This window comes from Agarivorans sp. DSG3-1 (assembly GCF_046774965.1).
Taxonomy (GTDB): domain Bacteria; phylum Pseudomonadota; class Gammaproteobacteria; order Enterobacterales; family Celerinatantimonadaceae; genus Agarivorans.
In genome coordinates this window covers 4208425-4226672 of the sequence record NZ_CP177241.1, presented here as the reverse complement: position 1 = coordinate 4226672, position 18248 = coordinate 4208425, and the positions used below count along the sequence as shown (strand labels likewise).

The window sequence follows — 18248 nt, the reverse complement described above, 5'->3', positions numbered from 1 at the left end:
AGCAGCCTAAGGACTGCTCTTTTTCGATTTAATTAGTCTGATAGTTGCTCACAAATTCTTGAGCGTGTAGAAGTACCTTGGGGTAAAGCGCTAAAAATGCTGCATCAAGTTCTGCAGTGTGACAAAGAATATCCTCGTAAAGCAGCTCTAGCTTTGCCGGGCGGCGCAGTCGCCGACTAATAGCGCGTAAGGTGCCAGCAACACTGTCTTGATGCTGGTATTGTTCCAACCAATCATATTCACGCATATGGCTGGCGGTATGTTTGGCTTTGTCTGTTAGTGGGAAATGCTGGAGTTCTTGATAACACAGGCTTATAAACTCAGAACGCGAGTTGGTAGAAAATTGTTGCCAGTGCAAACTCAGCAAATAGTCGAAATACACGTCTAGGGCTATACCAGAGTAGCGCCTTAAACTGGCTTGAAAACATTGAGCTAAATCCAGTTGATTGACTTGCTGATCGGTAAAGCTATCTATTTTACGGTGTAGCTTTACGCCGAGTTGTACCTCGCTTTGGTAACTCTGCCAGTTTTGTCCTTTTACAAAGTCGCCCAGAAAAGCGCCCACAATAGACGTGTTAGTATGCTGAGCAATCTGAAAGTGCGCTAAATAATTCATTCACTAAGCATATATTAGGCAGCGGCACTTATGCAGCTTTAGCTACATTAAATCCAGTTGTTGCATGTATTGCTTAAAACCTTCAATCCAGAAATCACTATGTTCATAAAATAACGCGTGGCCGTTTGATGATGAGCCTAATGAGTAAAACTGCTCACTACCGATACAGATGCGCTGAGCAACACAGAAACCCACAACAAAACCTACCACTATGGCGAGGGCTACCAGCAAGCCAGCTCCACTATGACCACCTCGGGCTTGCGGGTAACCGAGGGCTCTCGCGGTAGGCGTAAAGGGTGGCGAAAGCGTGTTAGCTAGATTAAAGTGACTCTGACCCCATTTATTACATTTATTACCACTTATTAGAGCTGATGGGGGGAATATCTAGGGAACACAAACCTCTTTTACTTGGGATAAAGGTGTAAACTCCCTTCTTCCAGGCGGTGGTTTATATTACAAGGCGGGTACGGGAAAGGTTTGGATAAATGATTAAATCAGTACGAGCTAGCCTAAGAGTAGTAATTCTAGTAACAGGCTTAATTTTTTGGGCATATATCATGTTCTTTAGTCATCTCTCAGACGAAAAAAAACTAGAGAGCCATATTGCGACTTTTTCACCAAATACTAGCTATCGACTAGTTTCCGATAAAGGTAATAGAACCGTATCCTCTGGAACGCTTGCCGATTTTTACTCGTGTCTTAAGAAATACAGGTCGCCTTTATCTAAAATTGGAAAAAAAGGTAACACACAACATTATAAGTTGTGGCTCAATAAATTCACATACATATGGATAAGTTCAGTAAACGGTGAGGCGCTTTTATTTAACATGTATACCAAGCTAGATAATGAAGATAACTTCACCAGCTCAGAAGTCTATGCCATCAATTGCCGGTTAAGCTTATTGGGAACTGTAACGGTCAAATAAACTTGGAGACTTCTTTAGGAAAGAAAAAATAAAGGACACCCAAGTCTTTTACATTAAATCCAGTTGTTGCATGTACTGCTTAAAACCTTCAATCCAGAAATCACTATGTTCATAAAAAAGCGCGTGGCCGTTTGCTGATGAGCCTAGATAATAAAACTGAAAATCTATCTGTCCGCCGGCTTCCTTAAAAGCTTGAGCGTAGCTTTCAATTTCACTATCTGAGTAATAAGGATCGTTTCGGCCATACATAAATAGGTGTGGCAAAGGGTTGTTGTTCGCAGCCTTGCTAAATAGGCCTTGGTTGCTGGCAAGTGGGGTTTTGATTTGGCATTGGCCACCCATCCAACCGCCGGAAAAATTAACTACGCCTTTAAACTTCTGAGGGTGTTTCGCAGCGTAAACTACCGACAACAAGCCTCCTCGGGAATGACCACTAATAACAATCTTTTCTTGATCTAGCCAAGTTTGTTGCTGCAGGTATTGCATGGTGGCATCTAAGCTTTGCAACGCGTAGTTAATACCGGATTCAACGCTATTTACACTGCAATTGTAAGATTCATTATAACTGCCTTGTGATGCACCTCTGCCTCGTCGCATTGGTATTAGCAAAGCAATGTTGTGCTTGTTTAAGTAAGCGCCAAATCCCCATGGCTTAATGGTTAGCGTGTCGGCCACGACGCCGGGTCCTGTAGAGCCATGATTAAAGATGACTAATGGGAAAGGGCCTTCGCCTGCGGGTTTATATAAGGTTGCTTCTAACTGTATTTGCTTATCCCACAGTAGACCTTGCTCGGTCATTGGTATGTTTATGGTTTCTCCCTGTTCGAAAGCTTGAGCGCTAGTTGCTAATAAGGTGAGTAATAGCGGGGCGAAGCGAAGCATCATAGCTTTAAAATCCTTAATAAGCTTGACTGGTGAGACTAGGGTCTATTGATCTTTGGTGTTGAAATTTTGTTCGAGATAAGCGGGCTTTAATCGCGGCGAGCACTTAGAAGCCTAGTGGGCTAAGCAAAAAGTGCTTAACAAAGAGTAAAGTTCGCTTATCCGAACCCTTCGGGCAGCATTTCTTAGCCATTTATTCAGCGTTAGCGAGTGATTGTTAAGCCTACTTAACTGCACACTCACTGCCTTGCCTAAATGGCTAATAAATAGCTGCAAAAACCATCAGCAAAGATCAAAAGACCCTAATAAACAGCGATAGCTTACCACTGCTGCTGTCGGCTTAGTTTGGCTTTAGTTAAAAAAGTGAAGTGAAATTGACTGTGGGAAGAATTGTAGACAAAAAAAATCCAGCTCAAGGCTGGACAAAAAAACATAAGGAATGACTAATACGTGCTATCGCTAAGAGCACAATAGCAGGGGCGATTAGCGGCCCCATAAATCGACAAATTCAGTATCGGCTGAATACAGCGCCATAGGATGAAAGCGCCAAACAATTTATGGTGCAATCTTATCGTGACGCAGCTCACAAAACAACCTCTATTTGTAATTTTTTTACTAAAATTTAATTTATGTTCGTGTATTAGTTAGTGGTGCGTCACTAAAATTTGTAATATTGTTGTAATATTACCTAAGGGTCTGAGTGTAAAGGCTCTTGTTCTGCTAACATTTCTAACAAAGAAATTGCCACACCAACAAAATCAGTATCGGTAATAATACCTATCAGCTTTTTACCGTCTACCACGGGTAAGCATCCAATTCGATAACGTTCTATATGCCTTGCTGCTTCTCCTACACCAGCCTCTGGATCTACAGTATGTAACTTGGTCACCATAATATGGCAAAGCATAATTTGTTGTTCGTGAGCGGTGCGCTGTTCTTTGCTTGTGTTACTAAGTGAAGACTCTTGTGCCGCTAACAAAGTGCGCTCGCTCACTAGGCCAATGAGGTTTTGCTGATTATCGACGATGGGAATGTGGCGGATCTTATGTTCATTGCACAGGCTAATCGCTTGCTCTAGCGTAGTTTGCTCTGAGGCGGTATGGGGGTTAGTTGTCATGATGTCTGCAATTTTAATCATAACGATACCTCTTGTTGTTTATCTCTCTTAAATCTAGTGGTTTAGGGGGAAAGCGACTTGATAAAAATCAACGAATTTAACGCTTTTTGGGGCGCTGGTTAAGACTTGTCGTATCGCTAGAAAAAGCGCTAAAAATACAATTGAATACTTTGCAAAATGGGTAATGTTCTGCTGCAAAATACGTCAAAAACTTTGCTGTGTTTGAGGTTTACACCCTTAGTGAGGTAGTACGCTAAGGGTGGTTTTAATGGTGGGTTAACAAGCTGGCTCACGATTTAAAACAAGGTTTGGAACAGTCGGTTTGCGTAATCATCAGTCATGCCGGCTATGTAGTCGGCAATAACACGCGCTTGGCTATCTCCGTCTTCTCCGGCTTGCTGCCAGCGCCTACGGGTATTAAGGGGTAAGAGGCGCATTGGGTCACTAGCGAATGCTTGGAATAACTCCATTACTACTTGCTGGCCTTTAAAGCGCACCATTTCAATTTCTGGTGTTTGAATAACATAATGCAATACAAAGCGCTTGAGTACTTCTAGCGCTTGCGCCATTGGTGGGTCCATTCTGGCTTGTAAATCTAATAAGGGCTCGCCAAAGCGCTGTTGCTCTTGCAAACTAATAGAGGTGATAAAGGCGTTAACTAAACTCCCTATGGCGTCTTTTTGGTCGTAATGGTGACGACTAAACAGTTTGACCGATAGAGGGCCTATTTCATCCGCTAACCAGCATTGTTTAATATCGGCGATGGCAGAGGCCACTTGTTCTTGCCAATCATGGCGATTCACAATGCCCATTACAATGGCATCTTCTAAGTCATGCACCCCATAAGCAATGTCATCGGCTAACTCCATAATTGAACAGTCTAGAGACTTAAAGCTTGATTTACGGTGTTGTTGCTCGCCCATGTTTCTGGAGTGAACAAACTGTTCTCGGTCTTGTTCTGATACGCTGGCTAATACCCAGTCGTATAAATGTTTGTCGTCATCGTAAACACCTTTAGCTGGCGCCCAATCTGCAACCTTGAGCTGGCGAAAGCTTTTAGCTACAGGTGGCAAGGGCTGGCGTTGGAGCTGACTGAGCAAACAGGGGTACTTCATTATGCCTAGCAAAGTTCGGCGAGTGAGGTTCATCCCGTTATTTTTGGTGTAGGGTTCTAGCTTGGTAAGAATGCGAAAGGTTTGCGCGTTGCCTTCAAAGCCGCCATCGTCGCGCATCATATAGTTAAGCGCTACCTCTCCGCCATGTCCGAAAGGAGGGTGGCCAATATCATGAGCCAAGCACAAGCTTTCTATTAAGTTTAGCTCTGGAAGACAATGGTTTTGAGCATGCTTAACGGTGTGTAAGTGGCCAACAATGCCGGTGCCAATTTGAGCAACCTCGAGAGAGTGAGTGAGGCGCGTGCGGTAAAAGTCGTTATTACCAATGCTCAGCACCTGAGTTTTATTTTGCAAACGACGAAAAGCGGCTGAGTGGAGGATGCGGGCGCGATCCCGTTGCCAAGAGTTACGGTGGTCGTTACGACGTTGGCTTTGATCTTCTGCGTAGCGTGCTGTACCGGCTTGTTCACTCAGTGCATTCATTCAAGTGGCTCTTTAAAAAATGATGTTGTTTACAGTACAACACATTTTCTAAAAATAACATGACCTTATGCTAAGGCAAAAAGCAATAAAAAAGGGCGCAGTTAGCGCCCTCTAATTCACTTTACTTGGTTTAGTCCGCTTGGCGATAACCATCAAGGAAGGTAGCGATACGGCCAATAGCTTCTCGTAGCTCTTCTTCTCGAGGAAGAAATACAATGCGGAAGTGATCGGGTTTGCTCCAGTTAAAGCCGGTGCCTTGTACCACTAAAATCTTCTCTTGTTGCAATAAATCTAATGCAAACTGCTGGTCGTCTTTAATATTGAACTTCTTAACGTCCAGTTTAGGGAACAAGTACATAGCCCCTTGTGGTTTAACGCAGCTTACCCCTGGGATATCATTTAATAATTCCCAAGCTAGGTTTCGCTGTTCGTATAATCGACCACCTGGGACAATAAGCTCGTTAATACTTTGGTAGCCACCTAGGGCGGTTTGAATGGCATGTTGTACCGGTACATTGGCACAAAGGCGCATAGACGCCAGCATATCTAATCCGTCTATATAATCTTTAGCACGATGTTTCGGCCCGCTTACTAACAACCAACCAGAGCGGAAACCACATACGCGATAAGCTTTAGATAAACCGTTAAAGGTGAGCGTTAATACATCGTCTGACAAGGTGGATAGAGGCACGTGCAGTGCTTCATCGTAAATCACTTTTGAGTAGATTTCGTCAGCAAACAAAATAAGGTTGTGTTGGCGGGCAAGCTCTACCAATTCAAGCAGTAATTCTTTGCTGTATACCGCACCGGTTGGGTTATTAGGGTTAATAACCACTAAGCCTTTAGTACGCGGTGTGATTTTACTGCGAATATCTTCGATATCTGGGAACCAGCCGGCTTCTTCATCGCATTCATAATGAACCGGGTTACCACCAGAGAGTGTTACCGCTGCTGTCCATAATGGATAGTCGGGTGAGGGCACTAGCATTTCATCGCCATTATTTAATAGCGCTTGCATGGCCATAACGATAAGTTCGCTTACCCCGTTCCCGAGATAAATGTCCTCTAAGGTGGTGGTGCGTAAACCTTGTAACTGATAATGATGCATCACCGCTTTACGGGCAGAGAACAAACCTTTGGAGTCACAGTAACCTTGGGCAGTAGGTAGGTTATGAATTACGTCTACTAGAATTTCTTCCGGGGCTTCAAAGTTAAATTCGGCAGTATTGCCAATATTTAATTTGATTACTCGGTGGCCATCTTCTTCGAGGCGTTTAGCTTGTTTTAATACTGGACCACGAATGTCGTAGCATACGTTATCTAGCTTATGTGACTTCTCTATTTGATACATGATTATTTCTGTCCCTTTAGAATAGACGTATTAACTTACTTTTTTTGGTTGCATGCAAGTGTTTGCCGAAGGTATTTGAGCTTTTTCAGGATTTTTTATTAGTAAAGGGCTGAACCACCAATAGTTGGTGATAAACTGGCCGTGCAAAACCTCAAACCATTGCGAGACTATGTTAGAACTCAAACACTTAAAAACCTTACAAGCGCTTAGAGAAACCGGCTCGTTAGTGGTCGCTGCTCAGCGCTTATGTTTAACTCAATCGGCGCTTTCTCATCAGTTAAAAGAGTTAGAATCACGCATTGGGGCAAAGTTGTTTGTGCGTAAAACCAAGCCGATACGATTCACCATGGCGGGATTACGTGTGTTGGAACTGGCCGACAATGTACTAGAGCAAGTTCAGCATACCGAGCGAGAGCTTGCTAGGTTGGTGGGCGGACAAGCCGGGCGACTACATTTAGCCATTGAGTGCCACAGCTGTTTTAATTGGTTAATGCCAGCTATTGATAATTACCGCGGCCTTTGGCCTGATGTCGAATTAGATTTTAGCAGTGGTTTTAGTTTTGAACCCTTGCCTGAACTTGCCCAAGGCCAGCTTGATTTGGTGATAACCTCTGATCCCCAGCCTTGTGAGGGCATTGTGTTTCAGCCTTTATTTTCATACCAACCTACCTTAGCGTTAAGCCCAAATCACCCACTGGCAAAGAAAGCCGTGATTGAGCCCGAGGATTTTGCCAATCAAGTGCTTATTTCTTACCCGGTTGATACCCACCGCTTAGATTTATTTAATCTGTTTCTCGATCCCGCAGGCGTAGAACCGTTAGCTGTGCGCAAAGTTGATATGACCATAATGATGATGCAGTTAGTGGCCAGTGGTCGCGGAGTAGCGGTATTACCAAATTGGGCTTTAACCGAGTATGTAAACAAAGGTTATATCGTTACGCGCGAATTGGGTGACGGGCATTTGTGGCAGAACTTGTATGCGGCGCGCCATGAGAGTCATCAAGACAGCGCCTACATTGAAGCCTTTTTAGATATTGCGAGGGAGCATTGTTTTAGCCACTTACAGGGCATTAAAACTTTTGGTAGCAACTAACTAAATAGGATCGACGGCAATCAGTTGGTTGTCGAACATATTCTTAATTAGTCCAACAAATTCATCAATGAACTGCTGTTGCTGCTGAGTAGGGCTAGACATCCACACTCCAGACAATACCTGCTCTAAGTCATTTACGATGGCGTCAATTTCCCGAATAACAATGAAACGGTGTTCGCTCTCAAGATGCTCATGTTGGCGACAGACCAACATAACACTTTCGGATAACTGTTCAGATACATAATCGCAAATGGTTAACGGATTTTTCTGGGCTTGAGTGTGTTCAAATAAGGCCAGGTTATCTGTTAAAAAGCCAATTAGCTGAATGTAACCTTCGCTATCAGTTACCATTGTGTCATCTTCCTCTCTTAGTCACTTAGTAGGGGTAGTGTATAACGAATAAGCGCGAAAACAACATGCGCTGAGACACATTTGTTCACAGTTATAGGGTTTGAGTGAGCTCAGCTGAGTGAATATAAGCTTGGTTACAGGAGCTAGGTAGGTAGAGCCTTGGATTAGCGCGCTTCAAATCACGCAAATGATACTCCAATAATCGCTTATCGATTGGTGTGTTACTTTGGGTTTGCTGAAGCCAATTTACCAAGCTCTTGGTATTCTCTTGAAAACCGCTTTCTAACTGGGCGATTTGCTGCTTAGTTCTTTGTATTTCCTCAACATTGAGTGGCGAACGCTGTACCATGTTAATGAGGTAGGGAGTGAGTTTATGCGCTTGCTTCATATAGCTATCGCTTATTGGCACGGGTGACAGTTTTAAATTTTGTTGTCGTTCTAACTGACCACAAATGTGGTTAGCTTTAACCAAGGCAACGGTTTGCTGAATCACTTGGTTGGTATCAAATCCCTCGCCATACATCTCATGAATGCCAGTGGCTAAATCGTGTTTCGATAAACGCACTTTAGGGAAGGTAAGTTGCTCGCGGGTGAATAACCTGACTCGGTTAGGCGCCGCTTGCCGTGGCACAATAATGGCGATTTGGTTGCGCTTTTGTTCAACATAAAGGTTGGCTATCGCTTGGCTTTGTTGGCTAATACTGATTAGCTGACCACTGATTTGGCAATCAATTGATTTAGGAATATCACCCACATGGCTAGCACTAACATATTGATGAGGGTAATCGGGCAGGGCCTGAACTTGACCTAATTGTCGCTGCATAAAATGAGTCGCGATAGCTGCGCGACATATCGCGTTTTCACCAATCGCAGGCGGATTCAATACCTTCCAGCCAATCAACACAGCGGTAAGCAGCAACAAGCTGCTACTAATTGCTATTAAGGGTTGACGCCGAATGATCATGTTGGCCTCGCAAGACAAAGAAAAACACAGATAGTTAAGTTATCTGTTATTTGCCGAAAAACTAAAGAGATTATTGAAAGTATAGTCCACCAAAAGCGGACCGCAGGGGCAAGTATTAACGAAAGCGATAATGTTTGTTTGAGTACACCTCGGACAATTAGTCATACTTGGGGGAATGCAAACGCATTTACTGACGGATTTTGAAAACAGCCTGAATCTTAGTTACTTATCAATAAAGTGGAGTTTCACTCAATTGGGTTATTGAACGCTTTGTTCGGTGCTCTAGTATAGCATTCCATTTAAAATCTCTTGTCTAAAGCAGCTTATAGCTATTGGATTTATTATGCGTTTGGAATTGCCTCATAAAAGTTGGCAGAGAAAGACTCTTTTGGTACTGGTTTGTATGCTTATTGTGGGAATGCTACCGGAGTATAATGGTTTTTTTAGAAGTGATGATTCGTTTGAGAATACTAGTGAAATTTGTGGAACGGTGGAGTCATATTTTTATACTGGTTCTGGGAAAACATTCTCAGCTTGGTATCTGATTGTTGATAACGATGAAGGTAGATTTCAATTTAATGTTGACCGTCCTTTTATACTGCCATATATCCCTGACTTTAGAGAGCACATTGATTCGCCGATATGTATTGAATATATACCGATTCAATATAGCTCTCGAAGTAACAAATTTGTTGTTAATATTCTTTTTGATGGTAAAGAGTTACTAAATAAATCCTTAGTCAAAGAATATTATTTTACGCCGATAAGTCCTCTGTATCCGTTTTATCTTTTTGTTGTGTTTGTGTTGATTCTCGTTTTAACGGTACGGTTTGACGATTAGCCATGTGTGGCTAGCGGCCTTAAGATGAGTGGCTGCAGAATTAGCACTAATGGTTTAGTAAAAAGGTGTTAGGCAATTTGGCGCTTGAACGGAGGTTGTTCGGCCAGCTCAACAGTGCCTTTGGGCTTGCTGCAACAGCTAAGAATTTGCCCTTTAGGAATGTTAGCTAAAGGCGTGTGGCTATATTCCACTTCGCCTTTTACTAGGGTGGTTCTGCAGGCGCCACATACGCCCTCGCGACAATGAAACTCTGGGGTAAAACCCGCTTGTTCATAGGCTTCGAGAATGCTCTTGTGGTGGCCATCTACGACCACCTCAATGCCACCTGCTATAACGCGACCTTCTTGCTGAGACATTACAGTTCGAAATCCTCGAAGTCATCAATGTCGATGCTTGAATCAATCTGACCCACAAGGTAAGAACTGATTTCCGCTTCTTGAGGAGCAACTTGTACATTGTCTGAGACTAACCATGAGTTAATCCATGGGATGGGATTACTGCGGTCTTCAAAGCAAGGTAGTAAACCAACCGCTTGCATACGTGTATTGGTAATGTATTCAACGTATTGGCTTAAAATTTCTTCGTTTAAACCGATCATCGAGCCGTCTTTGAATAGGTATTGCGCCCATTCTTTTTCTTGCTCTGCAGCATCGGTAAACATGCGCCATGCATCTACTTCACACTCGGCAGCAATTTCGGCCATTTCAGGGTCGTCTTTGCCTTCGCGCATTAGGTTAATCATGTGCTGCGTGCCGGTAAGGTGTAGTGCTTCATCGCGGGCAATCAGTTTGATGATTTTAGCATTACCTTCCATTAACTCGCGCTCAGCAAAAGCAAACGAACAAGCAAAACTTACGTAGAAACGAATTGCTTCTAACACGTTTACCGACATTAAACACAAGTAGAGTTTTTTCTTGAGTTCACGCACGGTAATGTTGTGAACCACACCAGCCACTTCGTGTTGCCCTTCACCGTGTAAATGGTAAATAGAGGTGGCTTGAATTAAATCATCGTAGTAACCAGCAATATCGTTGGCGCGTTTGATGATCTCTTGGTTTTCCATAATGTCGTCAAACACTTCACCAGGGTTGCCCATTATGTTACGAATAATGTGAGTATATGAGCGTGAGTGAATCGTTTCACTAAAGGCCCATGTTTCAATCCAGGTTTCTAGCTCAGGTAAGCTGACTAGCGGCAGTAATGCTACGTTTGGCGAACGGCCTTGAATGCTATCTAACAGCGTTTGGTACTTTAGATTACTAATAAAGATATGCTGCTCGTGAGCGGGCAATTTGTTGTAATCAATCCGGTCACGGCTTACGTCTACTTCTTCTGGGCGCCAGAAAAAGGACAGCTGCTTTTCGATTAGTTTTTCAAATATCTCATGACGTTGTTGGTCATAACGGGCCACGTTTACCGGCTGACCAAAGAACATTGGCTCTTTGGTAGCGTCGTTGGCATTTTGAGTAAAAATTGAGTAGCTCATCTACATTTTTTCCTAAAAATTCTTGTTGCGCTTACACGCGTAAACTTGGCTTAAATCTTACATGCACCGCCAGCGCAATCATCGTCTTCTGGCTCTGGCTTCATATCGTCATGTTGGTCGCTCGCGCCATCACGGGTGTTATGATAATACAACGTCTTAACCCCATATTTATAGGCGGTTAATAGGTCGGCAATCAGCGCTTTCATTGGTACGCGGTTGCCTTCATAACGGGTTGGGTCGTAGTTGGTATTAGCTGAAATACTTTGGTCGACAAACTTCTGCATTAAGCCAACTAACTGCAAGTAACCTTCGTTATTTGGGATGTCCCATAGCAGTTCGTAATTTTGCTTAAGGTTTTCGAAGTCTGGCACTACTTGCTTAAGAATACCGTCTTTGCTGGCTTTAACGCTAATAAAGCCTCGTGGTGGTTCAATGCCATTGGTCGCGTTAGAGATTTGGCTTGAGGTCTCCGATGGCATTAATGCCGACAGGGTAGAGTTACGCAAACCATGCGTAGTGATTTCTTCGCGTAGCTCTTCCCAATCATAATGCAGCGGTTCGTCACTGAGTTTATCGAGAGACTTTTTGTAAGTATCGATAGGCAATACGCCTTGCGAGTACGTTGTCTCGTTAAACATTGGACAAGCACCTTGCTCTTTAGCCAAACGCATAGAGGCTTTTAATAGCCAGTACTGAATAGCTTCAAAGGTACGGTGAGTTAAGTTATTAGCGCTGCCGTCACTGTATTTAGTACCGTTTTTAGCCAAGTAATAGGCGTAGTTAATCACGCCTATGCCTAAGGTACGGCGACCGTCAGAGCCTTTTTTCGCGGCTTTGATTGGGTAATCTTGGTAGTCGAGTAAGCTATCTAAAGCGCGTACCGCTAAGTCTGATAACTCTTCTAGCTCGTCTAGGTTTTCAATCGCGCCTAGGTTAAAGGCCGATAATGTACAAAGGGCAATTTCGCCGTTTTCATCATGTACATGCTGCAGCGGCTTAGTGGGTAAGGCAATTTCTAAACACAGGTTAGATTGGCGTACCGGAGCTTGTGCTGGGTCAAATGGGCTATGCGTATTACAGTGATCAACGTTTTGAATGTAGATCCGACCTGTTGACGCGCGCTCTTGCATTAACAAAGAGAATAAATCAACCGCCTTAATTTGTTCTTTACGAATACTCGGGTCTTGTTCGTATTGCTCATACAAACGTTCAAATTTGTCTTGGTCTTCAAAGAAGGCGTCGTATAAACCTGGAGTATCACTTGGCGAGAACAAGGTGATGTTTTCGCCTTTTACCAAACGTTGGTACATCAATTTGTTTAACTGAACACCGTAATCCATATGGCGAACCCGGTTATCATCTACACCACGGTTGTTCTTAAGTACTAATAGTGACTCTACTTCTAAGTGCCAGAATGGGTAGAAAATGGTTGCTGCTCCACCGCGAACGCCGCCTTGTGAACAACACTTAACCGCAGTTTGGAAGTATTTATAGAATGGAATACAACCGGTGTGGAAGGCTTCGCCACCACGAATTTCACTGCCTAGGGCACGAATGCGACCAGCGTTGATACCAATACCTGCACGTTGCGACACGTAGGTAACAATAGAAGACGCTGTTGCGTTAATAGACTCTAAGCTATCACCACACTCAATTAACACACATGAGCTGAACTGGCGAGTAGGGGTGCGAACACCCGACATAATCGGCGTTGGCAAAGAGATTTTGAACTTAGAGGTCGCATCATAAAAGCGACGGATGTAGGTTAAACGAACCGATTTATCGTAGTGAGCAAATAAACACGCCGCCACCAAAATATACAAGAACTGTGCGCTTTCAAAAATCTCGCCGCTGACTCGGTTCTGAACAAGGTACTTGCCTTCTAACTGCTTAACCGCTCCGTATGAAAAGTCCATATCGCGCCAGTGGTCGATAAAATCGTCCATTTGGGCGAACTCTTCAGGTGTGTAATCTTTTAGCAAATGCATGTCGTAACGACCTGCTTCGCATTGCTTTACAACGTGGTCGTAAAGCGCGGGTGGTTCAAACTGGCCATAAGCTTTCTTACGGAGATGGAATACGGCTAAACGTGCAGCCAAAAATTGATAATCTGGGGTTTCTTGAGAGATTAAATCCGCAGCAGATTTAATAATGGTTTCATGAATATCTTTGGTCGCCATACCGTCGTAGAACTGGATGTGAGATTTAAGTTCTACTTGCGATACCGATACGTTTTTTAGGCCTTTAGCGGCCCAAGTAATCACTCGGTGGATCTTATCTAAGTTGATCGCTTCTTGTTTACCGCTTCGTTTGGTTATCAGAAGATCTTTATTCATGAAGGGGAGGCCCTGTATCCTAATTTTTGCTGCTGCTTATCTAGTACTGCTATTTACGGTTAGCCACTAGATATAGTGTTTTTAAAATCTATGGGTACAAGATAATGAGGTTTTGGCTTTTTCGCAAGCTCTAGCAGAAAAGAAGAAATTGTGTATAACTTGCAGATAACTCACATATGTTAGTGCTCACTAACTAGCTATCTATATAAGCTGGCTAGCTGGCATTAATGCAAGTTTTTTTTCGTAAAATTTTACTCAAAAAATTTATTTTTATAAAACTTGAAGCTGCCTACAATTCGCTCAGCCAGTCGCTTATAGTTTGTTCGAGTTGCTCACTTTTTTCACAGTGTAAATCTGCAGCCCAAAGCTCTATATTATCTTGCTCTGAAATGTAACCCCATAAGGCGAGCAAAGTGGTCATGTTTGTGTTGTTGCCTGCGGCGATATCGCGCTCGGCATCTCCCACATATAGGCAATGTAGAGGATCTACCTTGATGGTGTCGCAGGCGAGCAGCATTGGTTCAGGATCGGGTTTACGCTGGGCAATCGTATCGCCACCGACTAATACTGCGCATTGTTCAAACTCAGGGAAGTGAGCAAGTAGTTGTTTGCTTAGTCCTTCAGGCTTATTGGTAATCACACCCCAAGCAATCGAGTGCTGATTCAGCCATTGTAAAGCTTGCCTAATCCCTGAGAAGAAATCAGTGCCTTCACAAATGTGCTGTTGATAGTAATCAAGCAGCTGTTGGCGTAACTCAGTTTGGGCCTGGTTTGCCCAGTCTGTTTCACCAAAACCTGCTTTGAGCAAACCTATAGCGCCGTGAGAGCTTAACTGGCGTGCTTGCGCCATACCAAGCGGAGCTCGTTGGTGTTTGGCTAATACATAGTTAGCTGCTGCGCCTAAGTCGGGAGCGGTATCTAATAAGGTACCGTCTAAATCGAATAATACCGCCGCTTGTTTAGTCATTGTTTAGCTCCGGCTTTGCCAGTTGCACCATATAGTTAACATCAACATTGTTACTTAAGCGGAAGCTTTCAATCACCGGGAAAAACTGCACGCCGCTAATGGCCTCACTGCGTAGTGCATTGTCGTCAGCCCATGCTAACAATTCTGAAGGGCGAATGAACTTATCATGCTGATGGGTGCCGTTAGGAACAATTTTGAGTAGCTTCTCTGCGGCTAAAATCATGTACAAGTAAGCTTTAGGGGTACGATTAATGGTGGACACAAAAATCTTGCCGCCAGGTTTCACTAATTGAGCACAAGCAGCAATCACCGAACCAGGGTCGGGCACGTGTTCAATCATCTCCATGCAAGTGACTACATCATAAGCTGCTGGATGTTCTTCGGCATGGGCTTCGGCTGTGGTTTGTAAATAGCTTAACTGGCTGCCCGTTTCTAAAGCATGCAGTTTGGCCACTTCTATTTGCTCTTTGCCCATATCAATGGCTGTAACCTTAGCACCTCGAACAGCCATGCTTTCGGCCAAAATGCCGCCACCACAACCTACATCCAATACGTTCTTGCCAAATAAGCCGGCTGCACCCCGTTCGATATAGTCAAGACGCAGTGGATTGATTTGGTGCAAGGTTTTGAACTCACCTTGTTTATCCCACCATCGCGAGGCTAAGCCTGCAAAATGAGCAATCTCTTGATGATCAACGTTTTGGTTATTTTTACCGTGTTCCATTTAAGGTTCAATCCACATCAGTATTTGTAGGCATTATAAGAACTTGTTCAATGCAGTCACTAGCTTTTGTTCAATTCTTGAGTTTTTTCATTTTTCTAACTGAAAAGAGCGACATCAAGCCTGTTAAGGCCGCTATTTTATGGTAAAGTTTGCGATTACGCTTAGTAATTGTAAAAAGCAATAAAAACGAAGGATTTTGTCGTCTATGAGCGATCTAGCAAATCAGATTTCGCCGGTCAATATTGAGGATGAGTTAAAGAGCTCTTACCTTGATTATGCCATGAGCGTTATTGTGGGCCGAGCCTTGCCAGATGTACGTGATGGTTTGAAACCAGTGCATCGCCGAGTGCTATTCGCAATGAATGTATTGGGCAACGATTGGAATAAACCTTATAAAAAATCTGCCCGTGTGGTAGGTGATGTAATTGGTAAATATCACCCGCATGGTGACAGTGCTGTTTACGATACGATTGTTCGCATGGCGCAGCCGTTTTCGCTACGTTATATGTTGGTAGACGGTCAAGGTAACTTTGGTTCGGTGGACGGCGATTCTGCGGCGGCCATGCGTTATACCGAAATTCGTATGGATAAATTAGCCCACTCTTTGTTGGCTGATTTAGAAAAAGAAACCGTTGATTTTGTACCTAACTATGATGGTACCGAGCAAATCCCTGCAGTTTTACCTACCCGTGTACCTAACTTATTGGTGAACGGTTCTTCTGGTATTGCGGTAGGTATGGCAACCAATATTCCGCCTCACAACTTAACTGAAGTGGTTAATGGTTGTTTGGCAATGATCGAAAACCCAGACATCACTATTGATGAGCTGATGGAGTTTATTCCAGCACCTGATTTCCCAACCGCCGGTATTATTAATGGCCGTGCCGGAATCATTCAGGCTTACCGCACTGGTCGCGGTAAAGTGTCTATTCGCTCTAAAGCAGAAGTGGTTATCGATAAAAATGGTAAAGAAACCATTATTGTTCACGAGATCCCTTATCAAGTGAACAAAGCTCGCCTTATCGAGAAGATGGCTGAACTAGTAAAAGATAAGAAGCTTGAAGGTATTTCTGCACTGCGTGATGAGTCTGATAAAGACGGTATGCGTATTGTTGTAGAGCTTAAGCGTGACGCAGTGGGTGAAGTTGTTCTTAACAACCTATATTCACAAACGCAAATGCAGGTGTCTTTTGGTATGAATATGGTGGCCCTAGATAACGGCCAGCCTAAGATATTCAACCTGCAAGAAATGATTGAGTGTTTCATTCGTCACCGCCGTGAAGTAGTAACACGTCGTACCGTATTTGAATTACGCAAAGCGCGTGACCGTGCTCATATCCTTGAAGGCCTAGCTATTGCGCTAGCCAACATCGACGAAATTATTGAGCTAATCAAAACATCTCCTACGCCAGCAGAAGCTAAAGCGGCTTTAGTTGCGAAAGGTTGGGACTTAGGCGCGGTAGCGGCTATGTTAGAGCGCTCGGGTGACGACGCAGCTCGCCCAGACTGGTTAGAAGCTGAGTTTGGTATTCGTGATGGTCAATACTTCATCACACCAATTCAGGCTCAAGCTATTCTAGATTTACGTTTACATAAGTTAACGGGTCTAGAACATGAAAAAATTATTGGCGAATACAAAGACCTATTGGATCTTATCGCTGAATTACTGCACATTTTAAATAGCCCTGATCGTTTGATGGAAGTGATTCGCGACGAACTTATTGAAGTGCGTGAGCAATTTGGTGATGAGCGTCGTACTGAAATTTCAGCCAATAGCTCCGATTTGTCGATTGAAGACTTAATTAACGAAGAAGACGTGGTAGTAACGCTATCTCACGAAGGCTACGTTAAGTACCAACCATTGACTGAGTACGAATCTCAGCGCCGTGGTGGTAAAGGTAAAGCCGCGACTAAGATGAAGAATGAAGACTTCATCGAAAAACTATTAGTAGCAAACACTCACGATACTGTTCTGTGTTTCTCTACGGTGGGTAAAGTGTACTGGATGAAGGTATATCAATTACCTTTAGCCAGTCGTCAAGCACGTGGTAAGCCAATTGTTAACCTACTTCCGTTAACAGAGGATGAGCGTATCACCGCTATTCTACCAGTACGTGAGTATGAAGAAGACAAGTTCATCTTGTTTGCGACAGCAAACGGTACAGTTAAGAAAACGCCGTTAACTGCGTTTAAACGTCCGTTATCTAGCGGTATTCGCGCGATTAACTTGAACGACGATGACAAGCTAATTGGTGTTGATATTACCTGTGGTGATAACGAAATCATGTTGTTCTCGGATGCGGGTAAAGTTGTTCGTTTCAACGAGAAGCAACGTGACAGTGAAACTGGCGCGGTTAAGTTAGACCCAGAAACCGGTGAAGAGCTACTAGCGTTACGTCCAATGGGCCGTACTGCTGCGGGTGTTCGTGGTATCTCCTTAGATGCGGGCCAAAAAGTGGTGTCGTTAATTGTGCCAAACGGCGACGGTGATATTCTTACCGCCACCGAAAATGGTTACGGTAAACGTACTAAACTTGAAGAATATCCTGCTAAGAGCCGCGCAACAAAAGGCGTAGTGTCTATTAAAGTGAGTGACCGAAATGGCCTTGTGGTTGGTGCGGTACAAGTCACTGAAGCCCAAGAAATGATGCTAATCACCGACGGCGGTACGCTAGTTCGTACTCGCGTTAATGAAGTATCACTGGTGGGCCGTAATACGCAAGGTGTTACCTTAATCCGTACTACTGAAGATGAGAAAGTAGTCGGTTTACAGCGTATTGACGAGATAGAAGAACCGGAGTTTGATGAAAGCGCTGAAGGTGAAATACCCGAAGGCGAGGTAGCGGCTCCAGCTACTGGTGAAGAGCCCGCCGCGAGCAGTGATGAAACTGCCAGCAGTGACCCCGAACCAGAATAGTCATAAATAATAAAAACAACGGGCGGCTTTTAGCCGCTCGTTTTTGTTTAAAAACAGCATACGAACCACTTGAGTGGTC

17 protein-coding genes are annotated in these 18248 nt (G+C 43.7%); 4 read left to right on the top strand and 13 right to left on the bottom strand.

Going from position 1 to position 18248, the window contains the following annotated elements; translation table 11 throughout:
• Positions 1 to 28: 28 nt before the first annotated feature.
• Both ACLD71_RS19610 and ACLD71_RS19605 read right to left on the bottom strand, forming a co-directional pair.
• On the bottom strand, positions 29 to 616 hold the full coding sequence (locus ACLD71_RS19610; RefSeq protein WP_411991733.1) for an ACP phosphodiesterase: 588 nt from the start codon (positions 614 to 616) through the stop codon (positions 29 to 31).
• A 42-nt stretch (positions 617 to 658) separates the two neighbouring features.
• Complete coding sequence (locus tag ACLD71_RS19605) at positions 659 to 847, bottom strand: hypothetical protein (RefSeq protein WP_411991732.1); 189 nt, start codon at positions 845 to 847, stop codon at positions 659 to 661.
• Positions 848 to 1101: 254 nt separating this feature from the next.
• Between ACLD71_RS19605 and ACLD71_RS19600 the strand changes: the two genes are divergently transcribed.
• The gene (locus ACLD71_RS19600; protein ID WP_411991731.1) at positions 1102 to 1542 is read left to right on the top strand and encodes a hypothetical protein; all 441 of its coding nucleotides are present in this window, start codon (positions 1102 to 1104) and stop codon (positions 1540 to 1542) included.
• 48 nt (positions 1543 to 1590) lie between these two features.
• Here the strand turns inward: ACLD71_RS19600 and ACLD71_RS19595 are convergent, their stop codons facing one another.
• The 4 genes from ACLD71_RS19595 to ACLD71_RS19580 form a co-directional block, all read right to left on the bottom strand.
• Positions 1591 to 2427 (bottom strand): dienelactone hydrolase family protein, encoded by an 837-nt coding sequence (locus ACLD71_RS19595; protein ID WP_411991730.1) that lies wholly within the window; start codon positions 2425 to 2427, stop codon positions 1591 to 1593.
• A gap of 685 nt (positions 2428 to 3112) precedes the next feature.
• Positions 3113 to 3562, bottom strand: coding sequence for a CBS domain-containing protein (locus ACLD71_RS19590; RefSeq protein WP_137671430.1), 450 nt, complete (start codon positions 3560 to 3562; stop codon positions 3113 to 3115).
• Positions 3563 to 3837: 275 nt separating this feature from the next.
• Positions 3838 to 5139 carry an anti-phage deoxyguanosine triphosphatase gene (locus ACLD71_RS19585; protein WP_137671429.1) on the bottom strand — a complete coding sequence of 434 codons (1302 nt, stop codon included), beginning with the start codon at positions 5137 to 5139 and terminating at the stop codon, positions 3838 to 3840.
• A gap of 130 nt (positions 5140 to 5269) precedes the next feature.
• Positions 5270 to 6490 carry a pyridoxal phosphate-dependent aminotransferase gene (locus tag ACLD71_RS19580; protein ID WP_137671428.1) on the bottom strand — a complete coding sequence of 407 codons (1221 nt, stop codon included), beginning with the start codon at positions 6488 to 6490 and terminating at the stop codon, positions 5270 to 5272.
• A gap of 169 nt (positions 6491 to 6659) precedes the next feature.
• Between ACLD71_RS19580 and ACLD71_RS19575 the strand changes: the two genes are divergently transcribed.
• Positions 6660 to 7583, top strand: coding sequence for a LysR substrate-binding domain-containing protein (locus ACLD71_RS19575; RefSeq protein ID WP_411991729.1), 924 nt, complete (start codon positions 6660 to 6662; stop codon positions 7581 to 7583).
• On the opposite strand, the gene ACLD71_RS19570 is transcribed toward ACLD71_RS19575, so the two are convergent.
• Positions 7584 to 7934, bottom strand: a complete 351-nt coding sequence (locus ACLD71_RS19570; RefSeq protein ID WP_137671426.1) for a DUF3802 family protein — start codon at positions 7932 to 7934, stop codon at positions 7584 to 7586. It lies immediately after the preceding gene.
• 91 nt (positions 7935 to 8025) lie between these two features.
• Entirely contained in the window at positions 8026 to 8898 is an 873-nt protein-coding gene (locus ACLD71_RS19565; protein WP_411991728.1) for a hypothetical protein, read from the bottom strand.
• A 343-nt stretch (positions 8899 to 9241) separates the two neighbouring features.
• On the opposite strand from ACLD71_RS19565, the gene ACLD71_RS19560 reads away from it, so the two are divergent.
• On the top strand, positions 9242 to 9739 hold the full coding sequence (locus ACLD71_RS19560) for a hypothetical protein (RefSeq protein ID WP_406611001.1): 498 nt from the start codon (positions 9242 to 9244) through the stop codon (positions 9737 to 9739).
• 68 nt (positions 9740 to 9807) lie between these two features.
• Here the strand turns inward: ACLD71_RS19560 and yfaE are convergent, their stop codons facing one another.
• The 5 genes from yfaE to ubiG form a co-directional block, all read right to left on the bottom strand.
• Positions 9808 to 10095, bottom strand: coding sequence for a class I ribonucleotide reductase maintenance protein YfaE (gene yfaE, locus ACLD71_RS19555; RefSeq protein WP_411991727.1), 288 nt, complete (start codon positions 10093 to 10095; stop codon positions 9808 to 9810).
• On the bottom strand, positions 10095 to 11225 hold the full coding sequence (nrdB, locus tag ACLD71_RS19550) for a class Ia ribonucleoside-diphosphate reductase subunit beta (RefSeq protein WP_411991726.1): 1131 nt from the start codon (positions 11223 to 11225) through the stop codon (positions 10095 to 10097). Before nrdB ends, yfaE begins: the two co-directional genes overlap by 1 nt.
• A gap of 50 nt (positions 11226 to 11275) precedes the next feature.
• Positions 11276 to 13561 carry a class 1a ribonucleoside-diphosphate reductase subunit alpha gene (gene nrdA, locus ACLD71_RS19545; protein ID WP_137671417.1) on the bottom strand — a complete coding sequence of 762 codons (2286 nt, stop codon included), beginning with the start codon at positions 13559 to 13561 and terminating at the stop codon, positions 11276 to 11278.
• A 289-nt stretch (positions 13562 to 13850) separates the two neighbouring features.
• Positions 13851 to 14528, bottom strand: a complete 678-nt coding sequence (locus ACLD71_RS19540; RefSeq protein ID WP_411991725.1) for an HAD family hydrolase — start codon at positions 14526 to 14528, stop codon at positions 13851 to 13853.
• Positions 14521 to 15252 carry a bifunctional 2-polyprenyl-6-hydroxyphenol methylase/3-demethylubiquinol 3-O-methyltransferase UbiG gene (ubiG, locus tag ACLD71_RS19535; protein ID WP_137671415.1) on the bottom strand — a complete coding sequence of 244 codons (732 nt, stop codon included), beginning with the start codon at positions 15250 to 15252 and terminating at the stop codon, positions 14521 to 14523. Before ubiG ends, ACLD71_RS19540 begins: the two co-directional genes overlap by 8 nt.
• Positions 15253 to 15457: 205 nt before the next feature.
• Here ubiG and gyrA point away from each other — a divergent pair, with 205 nt between their 5' ends.
• Entirely contained in the window at positions 15458 to 18169 is a 2712-nt protein-coding gene (gene gyrA / locus ACLD71_RS19530; RefSeq protein WP_235836128.1) for a DNA topoisomerase (ATP-hydrolyzing) subunit A, read from the top strand.
• Positions 18170 to 18248: the final 79 nt, after the last annotated feature.